Source organism: Brotocaccenecus cirricatena (assembly GCF_020687045.1).
In the GTDB taxonomy this organism is placed as follows: Bacteria; Bacillota; Clostridia; order Oscillospirales; family Oscillospiraceae; genus Vescimonas; species Vescimonas cirricatena.
Map to the genome: position 1 here is coordinate 20,121 of NZ_JAJEPW010000008.1, position 19,485 is coordinate 39,605.

The following is a 19,485-nucleotide window of genomic DNA, read 5'->3' on the forward strand; positions in this document are numbered from 1 at the left end:
TAATGAATTTGTAGTAAACTCACGGAAAAGGAAAGCGTCTGTAGATTTCGTAAATTTACCCCATTTGCGATAGCGCTGCCAAAAGCTGTTGATATTGGAGCGTTTCCGGAAAAACTGACGGAGACGGTGACGGCGCAAATTCTGCGGCCAGCGCCGGAGCAAGGAAGCAAATGCTTTGGATCACCCGCATTTTGTGCTCCAGGGACGAATGGACATAGACTTGAAGTGTAGTGCGGACATCCGCATGACCCAGCATCTCGCTCAGGCTCTTTACATCTATCCCACGCTCCACACAGCGGGAGGCGTATGTGTGCCGCAGCGTGTGAAAATTTCGGTACGGGATACCCGCTGCTTTCAGCAAAGCCCGGTACTGATATTGCATTGTCCGTGGCTCCATCGGCACATTTTTCCCAGTCAAGAGATAGTTTTCGCCGTTGGGATGGGACTGGACCAGCTTTTGCAGAAGGGCGGCCATGTCCCCCGGCAGCGGGATAGTACGCCGGGCGCTGTCACTTTTGGGCGGCAGCACCATCAGACTGGTGCGGTCCCCACTGCGGATGCGCTGTACGGTTTTGCGGACATGGACTACCCCATTCCGCAGGTCAATATCCTTATATTGCAGGGCGCACAGCTCCCCAAGACGCAAGCCGGTGTTCAGTGTCAGCAAAATGCCGATACCGGTTGTCGTCGGTTCGTCCATGATCATCTGTGCCAACCGCTGGATCTCGTCCGGATAGAAGATGTCGATCTGCTTTCGTCGATACGCTGGCAGCTCCACAGTCATCCCCGGACTGGGGCAGTCCAGCTTTTTGGCGCTGTATCTCAGGATGGACTTCAATAACACCCCCACGTCTCTGGCGCTCTTCCCGGAAAGACCGTTTTTCTGTAACCGACGAAGAAATTCGGAAATTTGGTTCGCCGTCAGTTGGCTGAGAAGAACGGCCCCAAAAACGGGCAGAATATAGTGTTTCAGTACATAGGTGTACCGGGCAAGGGTGGACCGTTTCAAGTCATCCTGCTTGTCCGCAAGAAACCGCTCCGCAGCCTGATTCAGTGTGAGCGAGGAAGCTGCTACCGGCGCTTCTCGACAGGCGTCCAAACATTTCTGCCGTTTCGCACGGCACTCCCGATAGCTTCCGGCATAAACATAGCCGTACTCGGCCCGGCCGGAGGGCGACCGTCCCCGGATATACCGCCCCTCCCACCGGCCATCTTTTCGCTTGTAAATGTTCTCTCCACGCTTCGGCATATAGGCTCCTCCTTGACGATGTATTTGACGGCGTATTTTACTTGCATTTCCCGTTTTGACCGATACAGTTGGCACAAATGCGCTGAAACCGAGTATAACTATCATGCGTATTTGTAATTTGCATGAGATTTTGCTAAATTCCGGCAATACGGTCATTGACTTTTGCGGTGAGTGCCGATATAATATGGATGGTTAGATAGATTTAGGTATCGCAAATGGGGTAAATTTACGAAACCCCATTTCCGGATTCCTATTCTATCATCCCCAACAAAGACCAAGTTGATTCTCGAAAACAAAATATGCGAGTCCGATGATGCTGCACGGCGGTCATCCGAGCCGGAAACGGTCAGGTGATTGCCTAAAAGGAAAGGGGTGCAATGCCCCATGCGGTCGGCACTGTAAGCGCAAGGATATGATCGAGGCGGAAAACCGCTGGGGCGAAAGCCCGTCATTGCGAGAAAATCGTGAGAAGGTAGATCATAGACGCAGAGGAAACCCATCAAAGCGCAAGTCAGTAGAATTGTGTAGTTAGGACTCAGAGGCAGCGGGCGCTCTCTCCGTGGTGCTGATGGCAGGAGTGTACGCTGATGGCCCATTATGGGTTTATCGGCGTATTATTTTTACCACTTATGAACACGGAGGAGGTATGCCCCTATGGCTAAGGTGGCGGGTGCTCAGAATTTTGACGGCAGGAACTGGCACGAACAGCACATCGCAAAACGGACACGGGCGGCTCTGGAGGAGCAGGACCGGGCCTTTGCGGAGCGTCATGCCGGGGATACGCTGGCGGAATTGGCCTGTTATCTGCGGCGCTGCGCCGGACATTGGCATAAGTCCCCGGCTCCTTGTGAGATCGTCGGCGGAAGCTATATTGCCGAGCGGTTCGGCAGTTGGTCGGATGCTCTGCGGGCGGCGCACCTGAATCCCGTGTATGGGCATCCGCACAATCGGTCGAATGGCCGGTATCAGCGAGAGATGAAGCGCCAGATCGAGTTGTACCGGGCGGAGCGGGACGCAAAACGGGCGGAACGGGAAAAGAAAAATCTGGAGCGCCAGCGGGTCAACACCGCACGGGCGGCAGCCAAGCAGGCGGACGAGCCTTGCGAGGCCGAACGGACGGAAGCGGTCCTTTGAGGGGCGCTGACCGGGAAATTACTTTCGGTAAGCACGTTGCCGAATCGGCAGCGAGTTTATAATAAAAATTCTCTAAGGAGGAAAACATCATGAAGAAAAGACTTTTGTCCCTGATCATGGCTGTCATGATGGTCGTTGTGCTGGTCGTCCCGGCCGCAGCTGCCACCACGGACACGACCAGCAACGGCACGGTGACCGTCTACGTCACCTACGGTATGTTTACCAAGGGTGGCTATGACACGGTTGCGAAGGCTCCCAAGGCTCAGGAGTACAACAGCGACGCAGCACCGACCTCGGACAAAATCAACGCAAACTTCTACATCAACGCTTATACCCTGAGCATCAGCGACATCGAGGCTAACTACATGGAGACCACGCAGAGCCTGTATGGCGCACCTACCGAGAAGCCGGATTATTTCAAGGAGCCGAATCTGCTGGATGCTATTCTGGCTGCGTTCTTCGAGAACGGCATTGACATTACTGATTCCGACACCGTGTATGCAGGCTGGGATGACCACCCTGTGCGTGGCAATCCCGGTGCTTACATCAACTATGTTGCTCCGCAGTACCCCGTTTACAATGGCACCACCCAGAAAACGATGGACGGCGTGCAGTACAATGTGTATAGTGGCGAAGGCTGGAACATTGCCTGCGGCACCAGCGCATCCAACATCAAGGCTCTTGATGCCTATGGCACCAGCACTGCTCTGGAAGACGGTATGATTATCGTCTTTGACTTCAGCCCGTATCTGATTTACGATGTGCTGTAAGTTGTTTCGCTAAAAAGCAATCAATCGTTTTCGGCGGGGTGGGGGCGGTCTCCGCCCTCATCCCGCCATTTTTCAAAGACTATGAAAGTGTAGGTGGTACATAACACATGAAAAAGCGCTTTTTGGCCGGACTATTAACAGCTGTTTTGCTGGTCAGTCTGCTGCCGGTGAGTGCCTTCGCTTCGGAAGATGAGCAGAATAGCGGGCTAACAGCAGCGGAGCAGACGGAGACGACGCAGGCCGCAGAAATACCGGAAGCTGAACCGGACATACAGAATGTCCCGGCAGAAACAGCTTCGTCCGAAAGTTCGTCCGTCGATGTGACGGACTTTTCTTTTTATGCGGTGCGGACTTGGCAGTCAAAGGGCTACTATGATCAGCGTTCAGAAAGCCGGATTCAGCTGACAGAAAAAGACGGCGAGTATATTTTGTATGTGCCTGTGAATGGAATTAATGACCTCGGCAGGCAATGGGATTTGCGTGTGCAGGCCCCGCAAGGTTACACCGATACCTTCTATCTGTATTATATTACCTATCGTGATCTTAGCATTAAAGACGAGGGGACCAGCGCTAAAAGCGATGTTGGCTACTCCGTAAACGCCAGTTCTGAAACCTATACCACTGAGGACGGCGAAACCGTTCAGAGTGTCCAAACAAATCTGATACATACAGCAACAAACACGACCTTTAAGTGGTCTGATACCATGACCCTGACATGGACAAAGGATGGAGAAGAACAACACTGTAAGCTCCACATCGTGCCCTATTGCGATTTGGAGGAACCGACTCATCTGACCGTATCCACCATGAACGGGAATAAGATGGAGGGCTGCCCTCTGGCTCGGGTGGACGAGAACACCTACCGGACCCGGGCAGTTCAGGGCCGTACCACCAATATTAACCTGACACTTACGATGGACCGGTTCAAAGCCACCATCAACGGCACAGACTATGGCAAAGGAACCAGCTTTCCGGTAGATACCTCGGAAATCGGCACCAAGACCTATACTCTGGTCGTCAGCGACACCGGAGAGCAGGCCGAGACCCGAAGCTATGAGATTATCATTGATACCATCAGTGAGGAGGATGACCTTGTTCCTCGTTTGGATACCTCGAAAACGACTAACGGGGGGAAGGGGTCTCTCTACACTATCAAGACCGCCGATCAGGCCGAATTGAAGATGGTGCTGGATGAAACGCAAGCACAGAAGGTGCAGGCAGCAGGCGGAACCACCACCTATAGCTGGCAGGTGGGCGGTCTGGAGGTCTCCACCTCGGACAGCTACACAATAGAGACAAAGTACAAGTTTTCTATGGTGCAGGTGAAATGCTTCATCACCAACACCGTGGATGGAGCAGAATGGACCAATCAATTTTTTATCAATGTAAAGAACTCAGTGCCGGGGGCTATTGACTATACCCCTACCGTCATTGTGACCAACGCCGGTACCGATGAATATACCGTGGGACATCCGGCCGGGAAATTGGAAGCGACTGTGGTAAAAGACGCCAATACGCCCGGTGGCAGCCTTCTGCGCTACCAGTGGTACAGCAAGGCGGAAGGGGCGACCAAATGGACGGCGATTTCCAAAGACGGTACCGCCAGCGTGTACTATCCGCTGACCAACGAAGTGGGTACCACCTCTTATTGCTGTGTGGCCCGTGTGGCCTATGCAAATGCAAAAGTCCCCACCACCGTCCCGGAGGATGCCTGCGCCACCATCACTGTGAAAGCCCGTGAATGGGCCAAGGAAACGGGCATCACCGGCAGCGGCACACAGGATGACCCGTACACCCTCAGCTGTCTGGCGGGTTTTGAAGCCGTGCGGGACGAGGTAAATGCCGGTATCCCCCTGAAGGACGTTTACTTCAAAATGACGGCAGATGTGACCCTGCCTGCGGATTGGGAACCCATAGGCGGGCTCAAGGATCCCAACTATGTGGGGACGCTTATGAACCGTGCAGACATGGGCCGCCAGATGAACCCCTTCAGCGCAACGCTGGACGGTGACGGCCATACGCTGACCATCGCCAAGGGCGGCAAATGTCTCCTGAAATATACCCGTGATGCCGTGATTAAAAACCTGAACATTCAGGGCGAGCGCATCGAGGGCAACGGCCTGCTGCAATACTACACCGTGGACTATGGCGAGGACGGCCTGTACAATACCGGCGTGCCCGATACCATTACCATTGAAAACTGCCATATCGTCGGAAAAACCAATATCACGCAGTCCGGCTTTTTGGGCGGCTATGCCTCTGGAGCAAACCGTATCGTAATCAGCAACTGCTCCGTTGGCGAGGATGTGGTCATTGGCTGCGACAAGGATCAGGACCGTATCGGCTCTCTGGCAGGCGACTTTAACGGAACCATCGTGAACTGCACCAGCGCCGCCACCGTTTACGGCGTGAACCGTGTGGGCGGTCTGGTTGGCGCTAAAGGCCAGTCTATGGGCCTGTGCGATGTCATGAGCAGTTCCTTCACCGGCAAGGTCATCGCCACCGGCGACTATGTGGGTGGCATCATGGGTGTCGGATATGTGGCAAATTCTGCCCCCAACTCCCCTTGGGCGCTTGTTCAGGGCTGCTTTGTCAGCGGCAGCGTGGAAGGCAAGGATTATGTAGGCGGCATTACCGGCGGTGAACCCGGCGTGCTCCAGTGCTGGGGCAACGGCGCAGGCGTTATCAGCGACAATGTGTTCTACGGTACACTTTCCGCCACCGGCAAGAATGTTGGCGCTATCGCCGGTAAGATCCGCTCTCTGAACAAATATACCGAGGTAGATAACAACTACTATCTGGCCGACTGCGGGGCCGAGAAGGGCATCGGTGCCATCGACTTGGTGGACACGACCTGCAAGGATTACCCCGCCGTCGAGGATGGACGGTATATCTGCTCCAGAGAGGGTTACGAGGAGCCGCATTTCATGGCTGGTGATTTCAGCCGTGAGGACGATCCCCTCGGTGCAGATGCGGATAAGCTCGCCAAGGCCGTGACGGCCAAGGAACTGACGGACGGCACCGTTGTGGCGTGGCTGAACGGCTCTGACCACAGCTATCACAACTGGATCCAGGGCGAGAACGGCCCCGTTATCAGCGATAAGCCCGTGGCCTATGCGCTGGCCGTTTCCGGCGATTACAAGACTACCTACACCATTGGCGACGAGCTGGACCTGTCCGGCCTTGTGCTCACCGCCACATGGACGGACGGCTCCACCACGGAGGTCGATCTGGCCGACGTGGAGATCACCGGCTTTGACACCAACCAGCGTGGTGAGCAGACCGTGACGCTGGCCTACGGCGCTGCCAAGGTGACCACCACCGTCACCGTGCTGCTGCCTGCGGGCAAGGATATTACCGTGTCCTTCGCTCTGCTGGGCGACTCCGCCCACGGCGACAGCGGCGACAAGCACACGCTGGCTGACAACAACCTGGAAACCTGGATCGACACCACGAAGGTCACGGTCAGCAACAACGCCACCGTGCTGGATGTGATCCTGGCCGTCGTTGGCGACAGGTTCGACATCAAGAACGAAAGTGGCAACTACATTCAGGCCATCACCCCCAAGGACGGCACGGAACTGGCTGAGTTCACCAACGGAAAGCTCTCCGGCTGGATGTACACCCTCAACGGCGTACACCCCAACCTGGGCGTTGCACAGCAGTACCTCAACGAGGGCGATGTGATCGTGTTCCACTACACGGATGATTACCTGAAGGAATACGAAGCCGAGCAGAACCGCACCAAGACCGCCGAGGAGGTCATCGCCATGATCGACGCCATCGGCACGGTGGACCTCAGCAAGGCCGGTGCCATCAGCGCCGCCCGGTCCGCCTATGACAAGCTGACCGACGCTGAAAAGGCTCTGGTCACAAACTATGATGTTCTGGTGGAAGCCGAGGCGGAATACGCCCGTCTGGCCGCCGAGCAGGGCAAGAAGCTCGACAACATCTACACCACCACCGGCGACTTCATGGCCACCCTGGGCACCCCCACGGTGAACTCCATCGGCGGCGAGTGGATGGTCATCGGCCTGGCCCGCAGCGGTCGCCCCGTACCTGCCGGGTACTATGACAATGTGGTGGAGTATGTGAAGGCCAAGGCTGACGCCAATGAGCGTCTGCACCCGGCCAAAGTTACCGACAACGCCCGGGTAATCCTGGCCCTCACCGCTATCGGCAAGGATGTCACCAATGTGGGCGGCCATAACCTGCTGAAGGGTCTGGATAACATGGATTATGTGCAGACCCAGGGCATCAACGGCCCCATCTGGGCGCTCATCGCTCTGGATAGCCACAACTATCCCACTATGGGCGATGTGACCCGCGAGAAGCTGATTCAGGTGATCCTGGATGCCCAGCTTTCCAACGGCGGCTGGAACCTCAGCGGCAACGACGCAGATCCTGACATGACCGCAATGGCCATTCAGTCTCTGGCTCCCTACTACAAGGAGAACGAGGCTGTGAAGGCCGCTGTGGACAAGGCGCTGGATGTGCTGTCTGAGCTGCAGCTGGCTACCGGTGGCTTCGGCAGCTGGGGCACCGAGAACAGCGAATCCTGTGCTCAGGTCATCGTGGCACTGACCGCTCTGGGCATCGACCCGGCCAAGGACAGCCGCTTCATCAAGAACGGTCTGACGATTCTGGATGCGCTGGCCAGCTACTATGTGGACGGCGGCGGCTTCCGCCACATTGCCAGCGGCGACCGTGACGGCATGGCCACCGAGCAGGGCTACTACGCTTTGGCTGCCTACTATCGCTTCATCAACGGCCAGACCCGGCTCTATGATATGAGCGATGTGACGATCAAGGCAAACGACCAGCCTGTCCAGCCCACCGACCCGACGACCCCCGGGACGCCTGCGACCGGGGATAATCAGCCGGTCATGCTGTGGTTTGGTTCTGTGCTGATTTCCGGTGCTGCGATCCTTCTGCTGGCTCAGAAGAAAAAGAAAGTCCGGTAACCCCATTTAGGGCCTTTGCGCCGGGGCGCACTCATGCGTCCCGGCGCAATTTCAAACAACATGCTGGATTTTAGGAAATGCCTATACAAATGAAGAACGTGAACTATCCCTAAGACCCATCATAGAAATCCATATTGGAATGTAGCGCAAACTGCCCGAATGGTGCGGTTTCTGCACTTACGCTTTGAACCGGCTCTGCTATGCCTTTGGCATGGCAGAGCCGGTTTTTGCTTTTGCGGAAGAAACTCTGAGGTGGTTCCCCAACCGGTTTAGAAAAGGCGTGCTCATTCACACCTTCCGGCGCAGGAGAATCCTTCCGCCTGTGCCGCTCCATGCAGACTGCAGCAAAGGCGGAAAATCTTCTGATTTTTCGGTATTTCGTCCCATAGCAAGCAGAAAATGTGCGGCCAATAGGTGCCGTGGCCCTCCTCCCTCAATATGAAACCCAAAATTCATATTGAAACGGAGGAAAATACTATGGATGGAAACCATCCGAAAAACAAAGGCACGCATCCACGCCGTGCAAAAGCGAAAGACAACCCCTACACGATTTACACAACCGGCTCCGATAACGACCATCCGAAGTACATTCTGGAGTTTACGGACGGCCAGAAGCGGCCGCTGCGGCTTGAAATAGATCAGGCGCTCTACGAGCTGTTTGACCAATTTGAACTGGAGGACAAGCGCTTTCTGAACGAGGTAGACCGGCACTATGAGCACATTGACCTGACCGAAGCCGAGATAGAGCATCGGGCAGCCTTCCCGAAGGAATCTCTGGAGGAAGAAATCGGCCGGGTGCTCCTCTACGAGGAATTACATAAGGGAATTGCACAGCTGACACAAACGCAGCAGCGGAGATTGGCGCTCTACTATTTCCACGGGCTTACCTATGAGCAGATTGCAGCAGCGGAAGGATGCCGGTATCAGGCCGTCCGGGATTCGGTACGGTCCGCAATCCAGAAATTGAAAAACTTCATGAGTGAGTAACCTAACTATGGGGCGGCAGAAATCTTCCGCCGCCCCATCCCTGCATAACGAAAACCAAGAAGGGGCTATCTCACTTAGAGACAGCCCCTTTTCGTATACCTAAATTTGATTGCTATTTAGCCACCGGCAGCATAACCGCCGCCAATATCTTCGCCCAAACCTACGCAGGTATACATCCAGCAAATCTCATCCCCCTGCTGCAGCGCATAGCGGGAGCAGCCGTAGTTGGGGAACCAGCCATTGACCTTATACATCCAGCCGGACTGGCTGCCAACATCGAACTCATACAGATTCGCAATTCCTTCGACATAGGCACTGTTGTAAATCGGCGTCCAACTTGATTCCATGTGTATGCCCCGCTCCCGGCAGGTGCGCTGCAGTACGTCGAAGACGCTTTCGCCCTCGGAGAATGTTACCGTGGTCGTGTCAAGAATGATGCCATCGGAAGGAACGATTCCCTTTTTAGATTCTTTCACCTTGTCCATGTTGTCAAGGATCGTTTTGCAGGTAATGGAGATCGTGCAGGTATATTTCGTCGATGTATCGACTTCGGCATCTTCCGGCTCCGCAGGTGCGGGCTTTCCATCCGGTACCGGGTCGGTTTGGTATTTATCCTTTCCCGTTGAGGGGTCAATCTCCTGTTTACCGCTTGTAGAAGGCGTTTCCTGCGCACTGTCAGACGGCGTCGTATCCTCCGGTTTCTCCGTATCCGTGGATTCATCTGATGGAGTATCCGTATCAGAGGGTGTCTGCACTTCCTCCCGCTGCGGAGGATCAGGGACATTATCAGCAGGCTTACCGCTCTGACCAAACGAAAAGGCCACCACAGACGTGACCAGCACCGCAACGATCAGTGCAGCACCGATTCCAACGGACAGCAGTTTTTTCTTCTTTGGCTTTTCCGGCTCCGGCTGCGGTTCCAGATGCGGTTCTTCAAACAAGCTCATATTGTGTCTCCCTTCGGCAGGTAGATTTTCTGCTACACAGACGCTTTTTCGATTGGACAGCAGTTAGGTATAATAATCAACTATTATTATACATATTCTAATAATAAAATCAATGTTAATGCTGTGGTTTGCAAAGAATTCCTGCCTGTATTGCATGGCAGATAAAAATTTTTCAAATCGTGCCTTGTAAAATGGGCTTTAAGTGAGGAAGAAGGTAGAGAGACAGAAACTCTCTACCTTCTCTCTGCTTGTGCGGCGAGTGGTCAAGTGTACCTTGACAACCCCATACCCATTCATCAAGTACATTCCCATAGGCGATGCGATGAGCAGAAGCTACCTTAGCAGCTGCGCCATGACCTGCCGGATGAAGCAGCCAGACTGCACCTAATGTTGATTTTCTGTCTGCGTTTTGTTTCTGCCGACAGTGAGCGAGAAACAGCCGCTATCATCACACGGCGGCTCCGTGTGTGGCCATGACCGTCTGTGGGGGCGATACTCCTGTCCGGCCATAAAGTCGAGCGTTGAAGCGGTTTCTGCCGTAGTCCGTCGTAACAAGTGGGGGCAGCTCGGAGAGATCCTCGGAGGGGTGCAATTCCCGTGGAGCCGACAGCCATCGGCCGCTTGATGATTTCCTGTGCAGGTGGGGCGTCGAGGACAAATGACCTGCAGCAATGATGTATAACCGGCTGGGAGAAATGCTACTTTCTCCCAGTCTTTACTTAGCCGAAGCGAATACGGCATCATTTGTGAAAGCGGAGGTGAACCAGCTTGACCAACGAAGAACTGAACACGGCCTTATATGAAAAGATGTTTTCCGAACAGGAGACTTACCGGGCGTGGCTGCTTGCCCAACCACCGGAAGAAATTCTGAATCACACCTATGAATATACCGTGCGGGAAGATATTCTGATGTCTCTGGAATACAACAGCCTGCCGAACACACAGGTGCAGGCGTTGCTGAAATCCCCCAGTCCCCTTGCAGATGTGTTTGCGGCATGGGAGGACCGGGAGACAAGCTATATGGAGGAAATCTGGCAGACTGTCACAGGCCGAGCCAAAGAGGAGACACAGAAGTTCCGGAACGCACAAAAAGAGCGATAACAGTAAAGACCGGTTGGGAAAGCCAAGCGGTCTCTTTACATAGCCGCAGCAAACGGCAATGAAGGAGGTTTTACATGAGCCGCAAATATTTACGGGGCGAGATCTACTACGCCGACCTCGACCCCGTTGTCGGATCAGAACAAATGGGGACACGTCCCGTGCTTATCCTTCAAAACAATGTTGGAAACCATTTTGCGAGGACGGTCATCGTTGCACCGATCACCAGCCGCATCCATACAAAATCAAAGATACCCACACACAGCAACATCGGCATGATCGGCAGAATGAAATATCCCTCGGTGGTCATGCTGGAGCAGCTGCGCACCCTGGATAAGCGCCGCATCGGTTACTATATCGGCAAACTTCCCGAAGAAAAAATGCAGGATGTGACCAGAGCGCTGTGCGTCAGCCTTGCCATCCGCCAAAATACGTCGAAAGGAATGTGATCCGCAATGGAAAAATTGTTTACCCGGAAGGAAGCTGCCGAACTGCTGGGGATCAGCATCACGACTCTGGATGCGGCGAGGAACAGCGGCCTCATCGCCTATGTGCAGTATGTTCCCAATGGCTGCGTTTTCTTTACCAGCGCCAGCCTTCAGGAATATGTGGCCAAGTGTACGCACAGAGCAAAGCCCGTGGAGAAGAAAACGACCTACCGCAATGTGCGAAAGGATAATTCGCACATTTGAAGAATTGCCACCCATCTGATAAAACAGAAGCAACGCAGCAATGCGTAATACTCTTGGAGGTGAGATAATGGCAGGAAAAAGAAGCAGGATCCCGAAGTACGGCACGGTCGAAATCAAAGGACACACCTACTATCGGACGACCATAACGGATAGTGAGGGAAAACAGCGCACCCTCTATGCCAAAACATGCGAGGAGCTTTATGACAAGGAGCTGGATGCCCTGTCACAGTTGGACGATGACCGGCAGCGCAGGAAATCGCCTACAGTGGCGGACTACTGCGAAAAGTGGCTGGTGATGCAGTCCGCCCATGTACGCACAACAACGCTGACAGACTATACCTCTAAGGTGCGCCGGAACATTATTCCGTATCTCGGAGAGAAGAAAATCGCAGATGTGACCTTGGATGATATTCAGCTTGCCCTTGTGCCGGTCTCCAAAAAATCCGCCTCGGTGTATAAGTCAGTCATCGTGATCTATAAGTGCATTTTCCGGGCAGCAGAGGAAAGCCGGATCATCAAAAAGAATCCCACGGTGTACCTGTCCCCAAAGGGAGGCGGCGTACCGCAGGCGGAAAAACAGCCTTTGACAGACGAGCAAGTACAGCGGCTGTTGGATGCGGTTCGTGAATTGCCGCCCTATGTTTTTATCATGCTGGGGCTATACGCCGGTTTACGGCGGGAAGAAATTCTCGGTCTGCAATGGGATTCAGTTTACTTGGACACCGAGGCACCGTATTTGACCGTGCGCAGAGCATGGCACACGGAACACAACCGACCCGTCATATCAACAGAGCTGAAAACCGCTGCCGCAGAGAGAAATATTCCGCTGCCGGATCATCTGGCGGCTTGTCTGAGAGAAGCCAAGAAAAAATCAACCTCGGATTTTGTTGTAGCGAATCGGGACGGCGATCCACTCAGCTACACGCAGTTTAAGCGGCTCTGGCAATATGTTGTGACCCGGACGGCAAAGCCGAGGATCGCCCGCAAGCAAGTGGACGGGAAATATGTGAAGTATATGCTTTACCCGGAGCTGGGAGAAAAGGCACGGAATAACGGCCATGTGGTGTATAGTCTGGACTTTGAGGTGACGCCGCATTTGCTGCGGCATACCTATATCACCAACCTGATCCATGCCTCCGTCGATCCCAAGACGGTACAGTATTTGGCAGGTCATGAAAACAGCAGGATCACCATGGACATCTACGCCAAGGTGAAATACAATCGACCTGACGATGTGGTAAAGGCTATGACCAGCGCCTTCGCTGAATGGGACGCTTCATAAATTAAGTTGTACGCACACAGGGCGGGGAAGAAATTCCTCGCTCTGTTTTCATGCCGGTTTGCACCTTTGCGCCCAACGCTGATTTCTGGTAAAACGGATATGCCAATACATAAGGCTAAGAAAGGAAGGTACTTATGGCGAAGAAGAAACAGAAAATACCGGCATACGGCACCGCCGAGATCAACGGTGTCACCTATTTCCGTACCAGGATCACTGACGCCGATGGAAAACGGGTTCCCATTTACGCTTCCACCTGTGAGGAGCTATACAAAAAGGAACAGGACGCACGGCAGCAGGTACAGGACATCCTTTTTCGGAAGCAAAACCCTACCGTAGAAGATTATTGTGAAAGATGGCTGCTCATGCGTTCAGCCACGGTAACACAAGATACGCTGCGGAATTATCGCAGGGAGATGTATAAGTATATTGTCGAGCCGCTTGGGAACCTGTATCTTTCCGATGTGACGGCCGACGACATCAAGCTGGCGCTTGTTCCTGTGTCCAAAAGAGCAAAGCACACTTTTGATACCGTCAATATGCTTATTAAAAGCGTCTTTTACTCGGCAGAGCGCAGCGAGGTCATCGACTACAATCCTGCTGCTAAGATCAGCGCCAAGGGCGGTGTGCCAGGTAAACCGATGGACGCACTGACGGATGAGCAGGTAAAAAAGCTGGTAGATGCAGTCAAGGGCCTTCCCCCGTATGTGTTTGTCATGCTCGGCCTGTACGCAGGTCTACGGCGTGAGGAGAGTCTTGCTTTGCAATGGGACTGTGTGTTCCTGGACACGCCGACCCCATATATTTCTGTCCGGCGTGCATGGCGGGGAAGCCACCGGAAAGAGCCGGAGATCTCTACCGTATTAAAAACTCCGGCATCCCGAAGGGATATTCCCATTCCAAAGTGTTTGGTGGAGTGCCTGCGAGAGGCAAAACGATCTTCCAAATCTGCCTTTGTGATTTCAAATCGTAAGGGTGGCCCCCTTTCTGAGGGCGAATTTGTGGGAGTTTGGTACCATGTTAAGAACCACACCGCAGGAGAGAAAATCAACTACAAGTATGTGAATGGGGAACACATCCGTTATACGACCTGCCCCATTCTCGGAAGCCATCGAAAAGGCTCCCCGAACCATGTGTATAGTCTGGACTTCCATGTGACCCCGCACCAGCTTCGCCACACATACATTACGAACCTCTTATATATGGGGGTAGACCCCAAGACCGTGCAATATCTCGCCGGGCATAAAAACAGTAAAACAACTATGGACATTTATGCAAAAATCAAGTATAATAAGCCCCAAGAACTTCTCCCTGTCGTAAACGCTGCGTTACGGCCTGTCGCAATGTCTTGAAAATACCCGTTTTTAACGATGTTTTCTGTTAATATACGGGCTAAGTCCAGTTGCGACATCCTCAAAAGTGTTGGAATATCAAGGGGAATCGGGATTTTTTTCAGCCCAGTACGGCCTCAAAGCCGCTCGTCGCGCTCCGCAGTTCAGCAAGCGCTGATCGAGACTTCAAAATGCACAAAAGCCCTGGAAACTCAACGGTTTCCAGGGTTTTTCTTTTTTGATTCCGCTGTTCCCCTTTGAGGAAATTTGATGCTCTCTATCCCATTTTTAATGGGTTAACCATAGGGGAAAATCGGGTTTGGAGCGATGAATGGGTTAAAAAATAGGGGAAAATCCTCCTCCATTTTGACCCTTTAAGGTGCACACTTAGAGGCAATTTTTTCCTCTCGGTATCTTTGTTTTGCTTTGAATCCTTTAGGCGAAGTTTATTCCCGTTTATACCATATACGAATGGTTGAGGCCCGGTTACCCATTGCGGTAGCCGGGCCTTTTTTGCGCGGGGATGAAAAAACGATTGACATTCTCAAAAATAAGAATATAATAGAATCGTAGAACAATAAAAGGGGAGAGCACCATATGGAATTGGCGGAGATCGTCATGAATCCCGTGCGGCAGCGGATCTTTCAGTATCTGCTGCTTCACGAAACCGGCACGGTCAAGGAGATCCGGAAGGCCCTGCCGGATGTTCCCGGCGCCAGCCTGTACCGGCACATGAAGCTGCTGACGGAAAGCGGCATTCTCACGGTGGTGGGGGAGAACCGCATCCGCGGCACGGTGGAGAGCATTTACAGCCTGAACAAAAGCGCCCTGGAGATCGACGACGACGGCACGGCGGTGCAGACGGCGCTGCTGGGCCTCAGCGCCTCCTTTGCCAGATATTTTTCCGGCGGCGGGGCCGACCCCAGGCGGGATATGCTGCTGATGACCACCTGCACCCTGACCCTGACGGATGAGGAATTCACCGGCTTTCTGACGGAGATCAACCAGACGGCCCTGAAGTATATGGACATCGGCGTGAAGGAAGGGAGCCGTCAGCGACAGATCACGCTGATCTCCTCCCCCACAGACGGGCCGGGGAGCCGGTGAAACGAGAGAAAGGACGAACGATCATGGTAATTGCATTATTCGGAGACAGCTGCACGGGGAAATCCACCATCGCGGCGGCGCTGGCCCCGTCGCTTTCCGCGGAGGTTTTCAGCGGAAAGGACTATCTGAAGCTGGCCAAAAGCGAAAGCGTGGCGGCGGCCCTGTTCCAGAAGAAGCTGCGCGGCGAGGAGACGATCCTCTACGTCATTTCCGAAAAGGACCAGCTGGCCCTGCTGCCGGAGGGCTGCGTCCGGGTGCTGGTGACGGCGGGCCTTGCCACCATCAAGGAGCGGTTTGCCGCGCGGATGCACGGGAATCTGCCCGCCCCGGTGGCCGCTATGCTGGAGCGGAAATACGGCCGGTTTGAGACGGAGGCCCACGACCTGCGGGTGGACACGGACGCCGTTTCGGCGGAGGAAGCTGCCAACGAAATCCGACTGCTGCTGAATAGAGGAGAACGAGATGCTCAGAATTGAACATTTATCCAAGGCCTACGGCGAGAAAAAGGCCGTGGACGACCTAAACCTGCACATCGCCCCGGGGGAGATTTACGGCTTCATCGGCCACAACGGGGCGGGCAAGACCACCACCCTGAAATCCGTGGCGGGTATCCTGCAATTCGACCAGGGGGAAATCTATGTAGACGGCAAGTCCATCCGGACCCAGCCGCTGGAGTGCAAGCGGACCTTTGCCTACATCCCGGATAACCCTGACCTGTACGACTACATGACCGGCATCAAATATCTGAACTTTGTGGCGGACATCTTCGGCGTCAGCGCTGCCGACCGGCAGGACCGCATCCGCCAATACGCCGGTCTTTTCGAGCTGACGGAGGACCTGGCCCAGCCCATCGCCGCCTATTCCCACGGCATGAAGCAGAAGCTGGCCATTATCTCCGCCTGGCTGCACCGGCCCAGGCTGATCCTCATGGATGAGCCCTTCGTGGGCCTGGACCCCAAGGCGGCCCACCTGCTCAAGGGGATGATGCGCCAGGTCTGCGATGAGGGCGGGGCCATCTTCTTCTCCACCCATGTGCTGGAGGTGGCGGAAAAACTCTGCGATAAGGTGGCCATCATCCAGGGCGGAAGGCTGATCCGCTCCGGCACCATGGAGGAGGTCAAGGGCGACGACTCCCTGGAGGACGTGTTTCTGGAGCTGGAGGGCGAATCATGCTGAAGCTCTTGCTGAAAAAGCAGCTGTTTGAGATTTTCCGGTCCTATTTTTACGACGCCAAGAAGAACAAGGCCCGCTCCCGGCTGGCCACGGCCCTGTATATCGGGCTGTTCGTCCTGCTGATGGCGGGCATCCTGGGCGGCATTTTCACCCTGCTGGCGGTGAAGCTCTGCGGGCCGCTGGCGGCGGCGGGCCTGGATTGGCTCTATTTTGCGCTGACGGGCGGGATCGCCGTGCTGCTGGGAGTCTTCGGCAGCATATTCAACACCTACGCGGGGCTGTACCTGCCCAAGGATAACGACCTGCTGCTGTCCATGCCGGTTCCGGTGTCCAGCCTGGTGGCGGCCCGGCTGTCCGGGGTGTATCTGATGGGCCTGATGTACTCCGCCGTGGTGATCCTTCCGGCGGTGATCATCTATTGGGTCACCGTGGGGGTCACGGCGTCCGCCGTTCTGGGCGGACTGGTGCTGACCCTGCTGATCTCCCTGGCGGTGCTGGTGCTCTCCTGCGCTCTGGGCTGGGTGGCGGCAAAAATCAGCCAGAAGCTCCGGAACAAGAGCCTCGTCGTCGTGCTGGCCTCGCTGGTGTTCATCGGCCTGTATTACTTCGTCTATTTCAAGGCCCAGAGCGTCCTTCAGGACCTGCTGGCCAACGCCGGGACCTACGGCGCCCAGATTCGGAGCCGGGCCTATCCCCTGTACCTGTTCGGCAGCGTGGGCACGGGCAGCGGGGCGGCCATGCTGGCGGTCACGGCGGCGGTGGCGGCGCTGTGCGGCCTGATGTGGGTGCTGCTCTCCCGCAGCTTCCTGCATATCGCCACCTCCACCGGGAAAACCGCCCGCCGGACGTACCGGGAGACTGCCCTGCGGCGGCGCAGCGTGGACGGGGCGCTGCTGCACCGGGAGCTGGCGCATTTTGCCGCCAACCCCGCCTATATGCTCAACTGCGGCCTGGGGACCTTCCTGATGCCCATTTGCGCCGCCGCCGTGCTGTGGAAGGGCGGCAGCCTCTTTGCCATGCTGGACGCCCTGTTTGCGGATACCGAGGGCAGCGTCCCGGTGATGCTGTGCGTGCTGCTGTGCGGCCTGGCGTCCATGAATCTCATGACGGCCCCCTCCGTGTCCCTGGAGGGAAAGAGCCTGTGGCTCATGCAGTCGCTTCCGGTGGAGCCGTGGCAGGCCCTTCGGGCGAAGCTGCGGATGCAGGTGCTGCTGACGGTCCCGCCGCTGCTGCTTTGCGCGGTGTGCGCGGCCATCGTCTATCCCCTGGGCCTGGTGAGACTTCTGGTCATGGCGGTGTTTGCCGCGTCCTATGCCCTGCTGGGGGCCCTGGCGGGCCTGACCCTGGGGGTCAAAATGCCGGTGCTGACCTGGACCGACCAACTGATGCCCATCAAGCAAAGCGCGCCGGTGATGCTGACCCTGTTCGGCGGCATGGGCTACACGATCCTGCTGTTTGCGGGCTTCCTGCTGCTGCCCGGCTGGCGGCTGGGCTTTGCCGGATACGCAGCCTGCTTCGCGGCGGCCAACCTGCTGCTGTGCGCGGTGCTGCACCGGTGGCTGCGGAAAAAGGGCGCGGCGCTGTTTGCCGCCCTGTGACGGGGCCGGTTCCCGGCTTGACTTTTCCGGAGGAATTGCTATAATACCGCTAACTAATACTTGTTAGTGGGGTGCGATGATGAAGCAGGAGGACACGAAGCAGAGAATTCTGGACAAGGCCTTGGAGCTTTTTTCCGCCCGCGGCTATGACGCTGTCAGCGTGGGGGAAATTGCAGAGGCGGTGGGCATCAGGGCTCCCTCGCTCTATAACCATTTTCCGGGCAAGCAGGCGATTTTTGACGCCATTGTGGAGTCCACGGCGGCGCAGTATGAGGCGGACACCGGCAGGCTTGACATCCATGTGCAGAGCGCGTCCCGGGATATCCCGGTTTTTGCGGAGATCACCGAGGACGTGCTTTATGAGAAGGTGCGGCAGATTTTTGCATACTCCCTTCATAATGAGCAGATCAGCCGCTTTCGCCGCATGATGACCATCGAGCAGTTTCGCTCGCCGGAGCTGGCCGCCCTGTATTCCGGGCGCTATGTGGACCGGGTGCTTGCCTATCACGCCGGTATCTTCCGGGCGCTGATGGCGTCCGGCGAGATCGCGGCGGAGGACCCGGACACGCTGGCCATGCTGTATGTGGCCCCGGTGCTGACCCTGATCGGCATCTGCGACCGCCAGCCGGAGCGGGAGGGCGAGTGCCTGGAAAAGCTGCGGCAGCATGTGACGCTCTTTTTCCGGTTGGTCCATGGCGGAAACAACCGGGAGATATAGGGATGGAAAGCCAAACCCTCCGGCGGGGCCGGAGGGTTTGGTTTTCCATTGGAAGGGCGTTTGACATTCCCGGGGCCATGTGTTACAATTTGGTTACAAGTATTTATTAAAAGGAGAAGTGTTATGTCTGAGGTTAAAAAGGGCAACGGCCTTGTTTATAAAAATCATCCCCTGCGCCGCGTTGACAACCTGATCTATTACGGCAGTATGGCCGACAAGTATATCGTCCTGCTGCAGATCCTGGACACCAAGAAGGAGCAGGACATGGACGTGGCCACCCGGGTGTCCGTCCAGCTGCAGATGACCGACCCCGACCTGAAGTCCCGGGATCGGGTGGTGAAGAAGTCCGAGAAGGACAGCCTTTACGCCGCCATGGACGTGGGCTGCATCTGGCTGGAGCGCGCCCTGGCCGGCAAGTAAGCCGATTTATCCACACCC

General features: G+C 55.4%; 17 protein-coding genes. 15 read left to right on the forward strand and 2 right to left on the reverse strand.

The features are described 5' to 3' along the window. Window positions 1-55: 55 nt before the first annotated feature. Window positions 56-1,249, reverse strand: a complete 1,194-nt coding sequence (locus LKD37_RS04205; RefSeq protein WP_302928040.1) for a tyrosine-type recombinase/integrase — start codon at window positions 1,247-1,249, stop codon at window positions 56-58. Window positions 1,250-1,903: 654 nt separating this feature from the next. Between LKD37_RS04205 and LKD37_RS04210 the strand changes: the two genes are divergently transcribed. From LKD37_RS04210 to LKD37_RS04225, 4 genes are all read left to right on the forward strand, one after another. After that, a complete protein-coding gene (locus LKD37_RS04210; protein ID WP_302928041.1) occupies window positions 1,904-2,383 on the forward strand; it encodes a homing endonuclease associated repeat-containing protein in 480 nt (159 codons plus the stop codon). Window positions 2,384-2,472: 89 nt separating this feature from the next. Further along, window positions 2,473-3,153 carry a hypothetical protein gene (locus LKD37_RS04215; protein WP_302928042.1) on the forward strand — a complete coding sequence of 227 codons (681 nt, stop codon included), beginning with the start codon at window positions 2,473-2,475 and terminating at the stop codon, window positions 3,151-3,153. Window positions 3,154-3,473: 320 nt separating this feature from the next. Further along, window positions 3,474-8,117: a bacterial Ig-like domain-containing protein gene (locus LKD37_RS17710; protein WP_302928044.1), complete on the forward strand. Its 4,644-nt coding sequence runs from the start codon at window positions 3,474-3,476 to the stop codon at window positions 8,115-8,117. 477 nt (window positions 8,118-8,594) lie between these two features. Further along, window positions 8,595-9,104, forward strand: coding sequence for an RNA polymerase sigma factor (locus LKD37_RS04225; protein WP_302928045.1), 510 nt, complete (start codon window positions 8,595-8,597; stop codon window positions 9,102-9,104). Window positions 9,105-9,220: 116 nt separating this feature from the next. On the opposite strand, the gene LKD37_RS04230 is transcribed toward LKD37_RS04225, so the two are convergent. Further along, window positions 9,221-10,051 carry a DUF4430 domain-containing protein gene (locus LKD37_RS04230; protein WP_302928046.1) on the reverse strand — a complete coding sequence of 277 codons (831 nt, stop codon included), beginning with the start codon at window positions 10,049-10,051 and terminating at the stop codon, window positions 9,221-9,223. 768 nt (window positions 10,052-10,819) lie between these two features. Here LKD37_RS04230 and LKD37_RS04235 point away from each other — a divergent pair. The 11 genes from LKD37_RS04235 (at window position 10,820) to LKD37_RS04285 (ending at window position 19,467) form a co-directional block, all read left to right on the forward strand. After that, the gene (locus tag LKD37_RS04235) at window positions 10,820-11,152 is read left to right on the forward strand and encodes a DUF3848 domain-containing protein (protein WP_302928047.1); all 333 of its coding nucleotides are present in this window, start codon (window positions 10,820-10,822) and stop codon (window positions 11,150-11,152) included. A gap of 74 nt (window positions 11,153-11,226) precedes the next feature. Next, entirely contained in the window at window positions 11,227-11,598 is a 372-nt protein-coding gene (locus LKD37_RS04240; RefSeq protein ID WP_302928048.1) for a type II toxin-antitoxin system PemK/MazF family toxin, read from the forward strand. A 6-nt stretch (window positions 11,599-11,604) separates the two neighbouring features. After that, a complete protein-coding gene (locus LKD37_RS04245) occupies window positions 11,605-11,841 on the forward strand; it encodes a helix-turn-helix transcriptional regulator (RefSeq protein ID WP_302928049.1) in 237 nt (78 codons plus the stop codon). Between the two features lie 67 nt (window positions 11,842-11,908). After that, window positions 11,909-13,123: a tyrosine-type recombinase/integrase gene (locus LKD37_RS04250; protein WP_302928050.1), complete on the forward strand. Its 1,215-nt coding sequence runs from the start codon at window positions 11,909-11,911 to the stop codon at window positions 13,121-13,123. Window positions 13,124-13,257: 134 nt separating this feature from the next. After that, window positions 13,258-14,472: a tyrosine-type recombinase/integrase gene (locus LKD37_RS04255; RefSeq protein WP_302928051.1), complete on the forward strand. Its 1,215-nt coding sequence runs from the start codon at window positions 13,258-13,260 to the stop codon at window positions 14,470-14,472. A gap of 576 nt (window positions 14,473-15,048) precedes the next feature. Next, window positions 15,049-15,558, forward strand: a complete 510-nt coding sequence (locus tag LKD37_RS04260; protein WP_302928052.1) for a helix-turn-helix domain-containing protein — start codon at window positions 15,049-15,051, stop codon at window positions 15,556-15,558. 23 nt (window positions 15,559-15,581) lie between these two features. Continuing rightward, window positions 15,582-16,034, forward strand: coding sequence for a hypothetical protein (locus LKD37_RS04265; protein ID WP_302928053.1), 453 nt, complete (start codon window positions 15,582-15,584; stop codon window positions 16,032-16,034). Beyond that, window positions 16,021-16,734, forward strand: a complete 714-nt coding sequence (locus LKD37_RS04270; RefSeq protein WP_302928054.1) for an ABC transporter ATP-binding protein — start codon at window positions 16,021-16,023, stop codon at window positions 16,732-16,734. The genes LKD37_RS04265 and LKD37_RS04270 overlap by 14 nt, the downstream gene beginning before the upstream one ends. After that, window positions 16,728-18,329, forward strand: coding sequence for a hypothetical protein (locus LKD37_RS04275; RefSeq protein WP_302928055.1), 1,602 nt, complete (start codon window positions 16,728-16,730; stop codon window positions 18,327-18,329). The genes LKD37_RS04270 and LKD37_RS04275 overlap by 7 nt, the downstream gene beginning before the upstream one ends. A gap of 76 nt (window positions 18,330-18,405) precedes the next feature. Further along, window positions 18,406-19,047: a TetR/AcrR family transcriptional regulator gene (locus LKD37_RS04280; RefSeq protein WP_302928056.1), complete on the forward strand. Its 642-nt coding sequence runs from the start codon at window positions 18,406-18,408 to the stop codon at window positions 19,045-19,047. Window positions 19,048-19,170: 123 nt separating this feature from the next. Further along, on the forward strand, window positions 19,171-19,467 hold the full coding sequence (locus LKD37_RS04285; protein WP_302928057.1) for a hypothetical protein: 297 nt from the start codon (window positions 19,171-19,173) through the stop codon (window positions 19,465-19,467). Window positions 19,468-19,485: the final 18 nt, after the last annotated feature.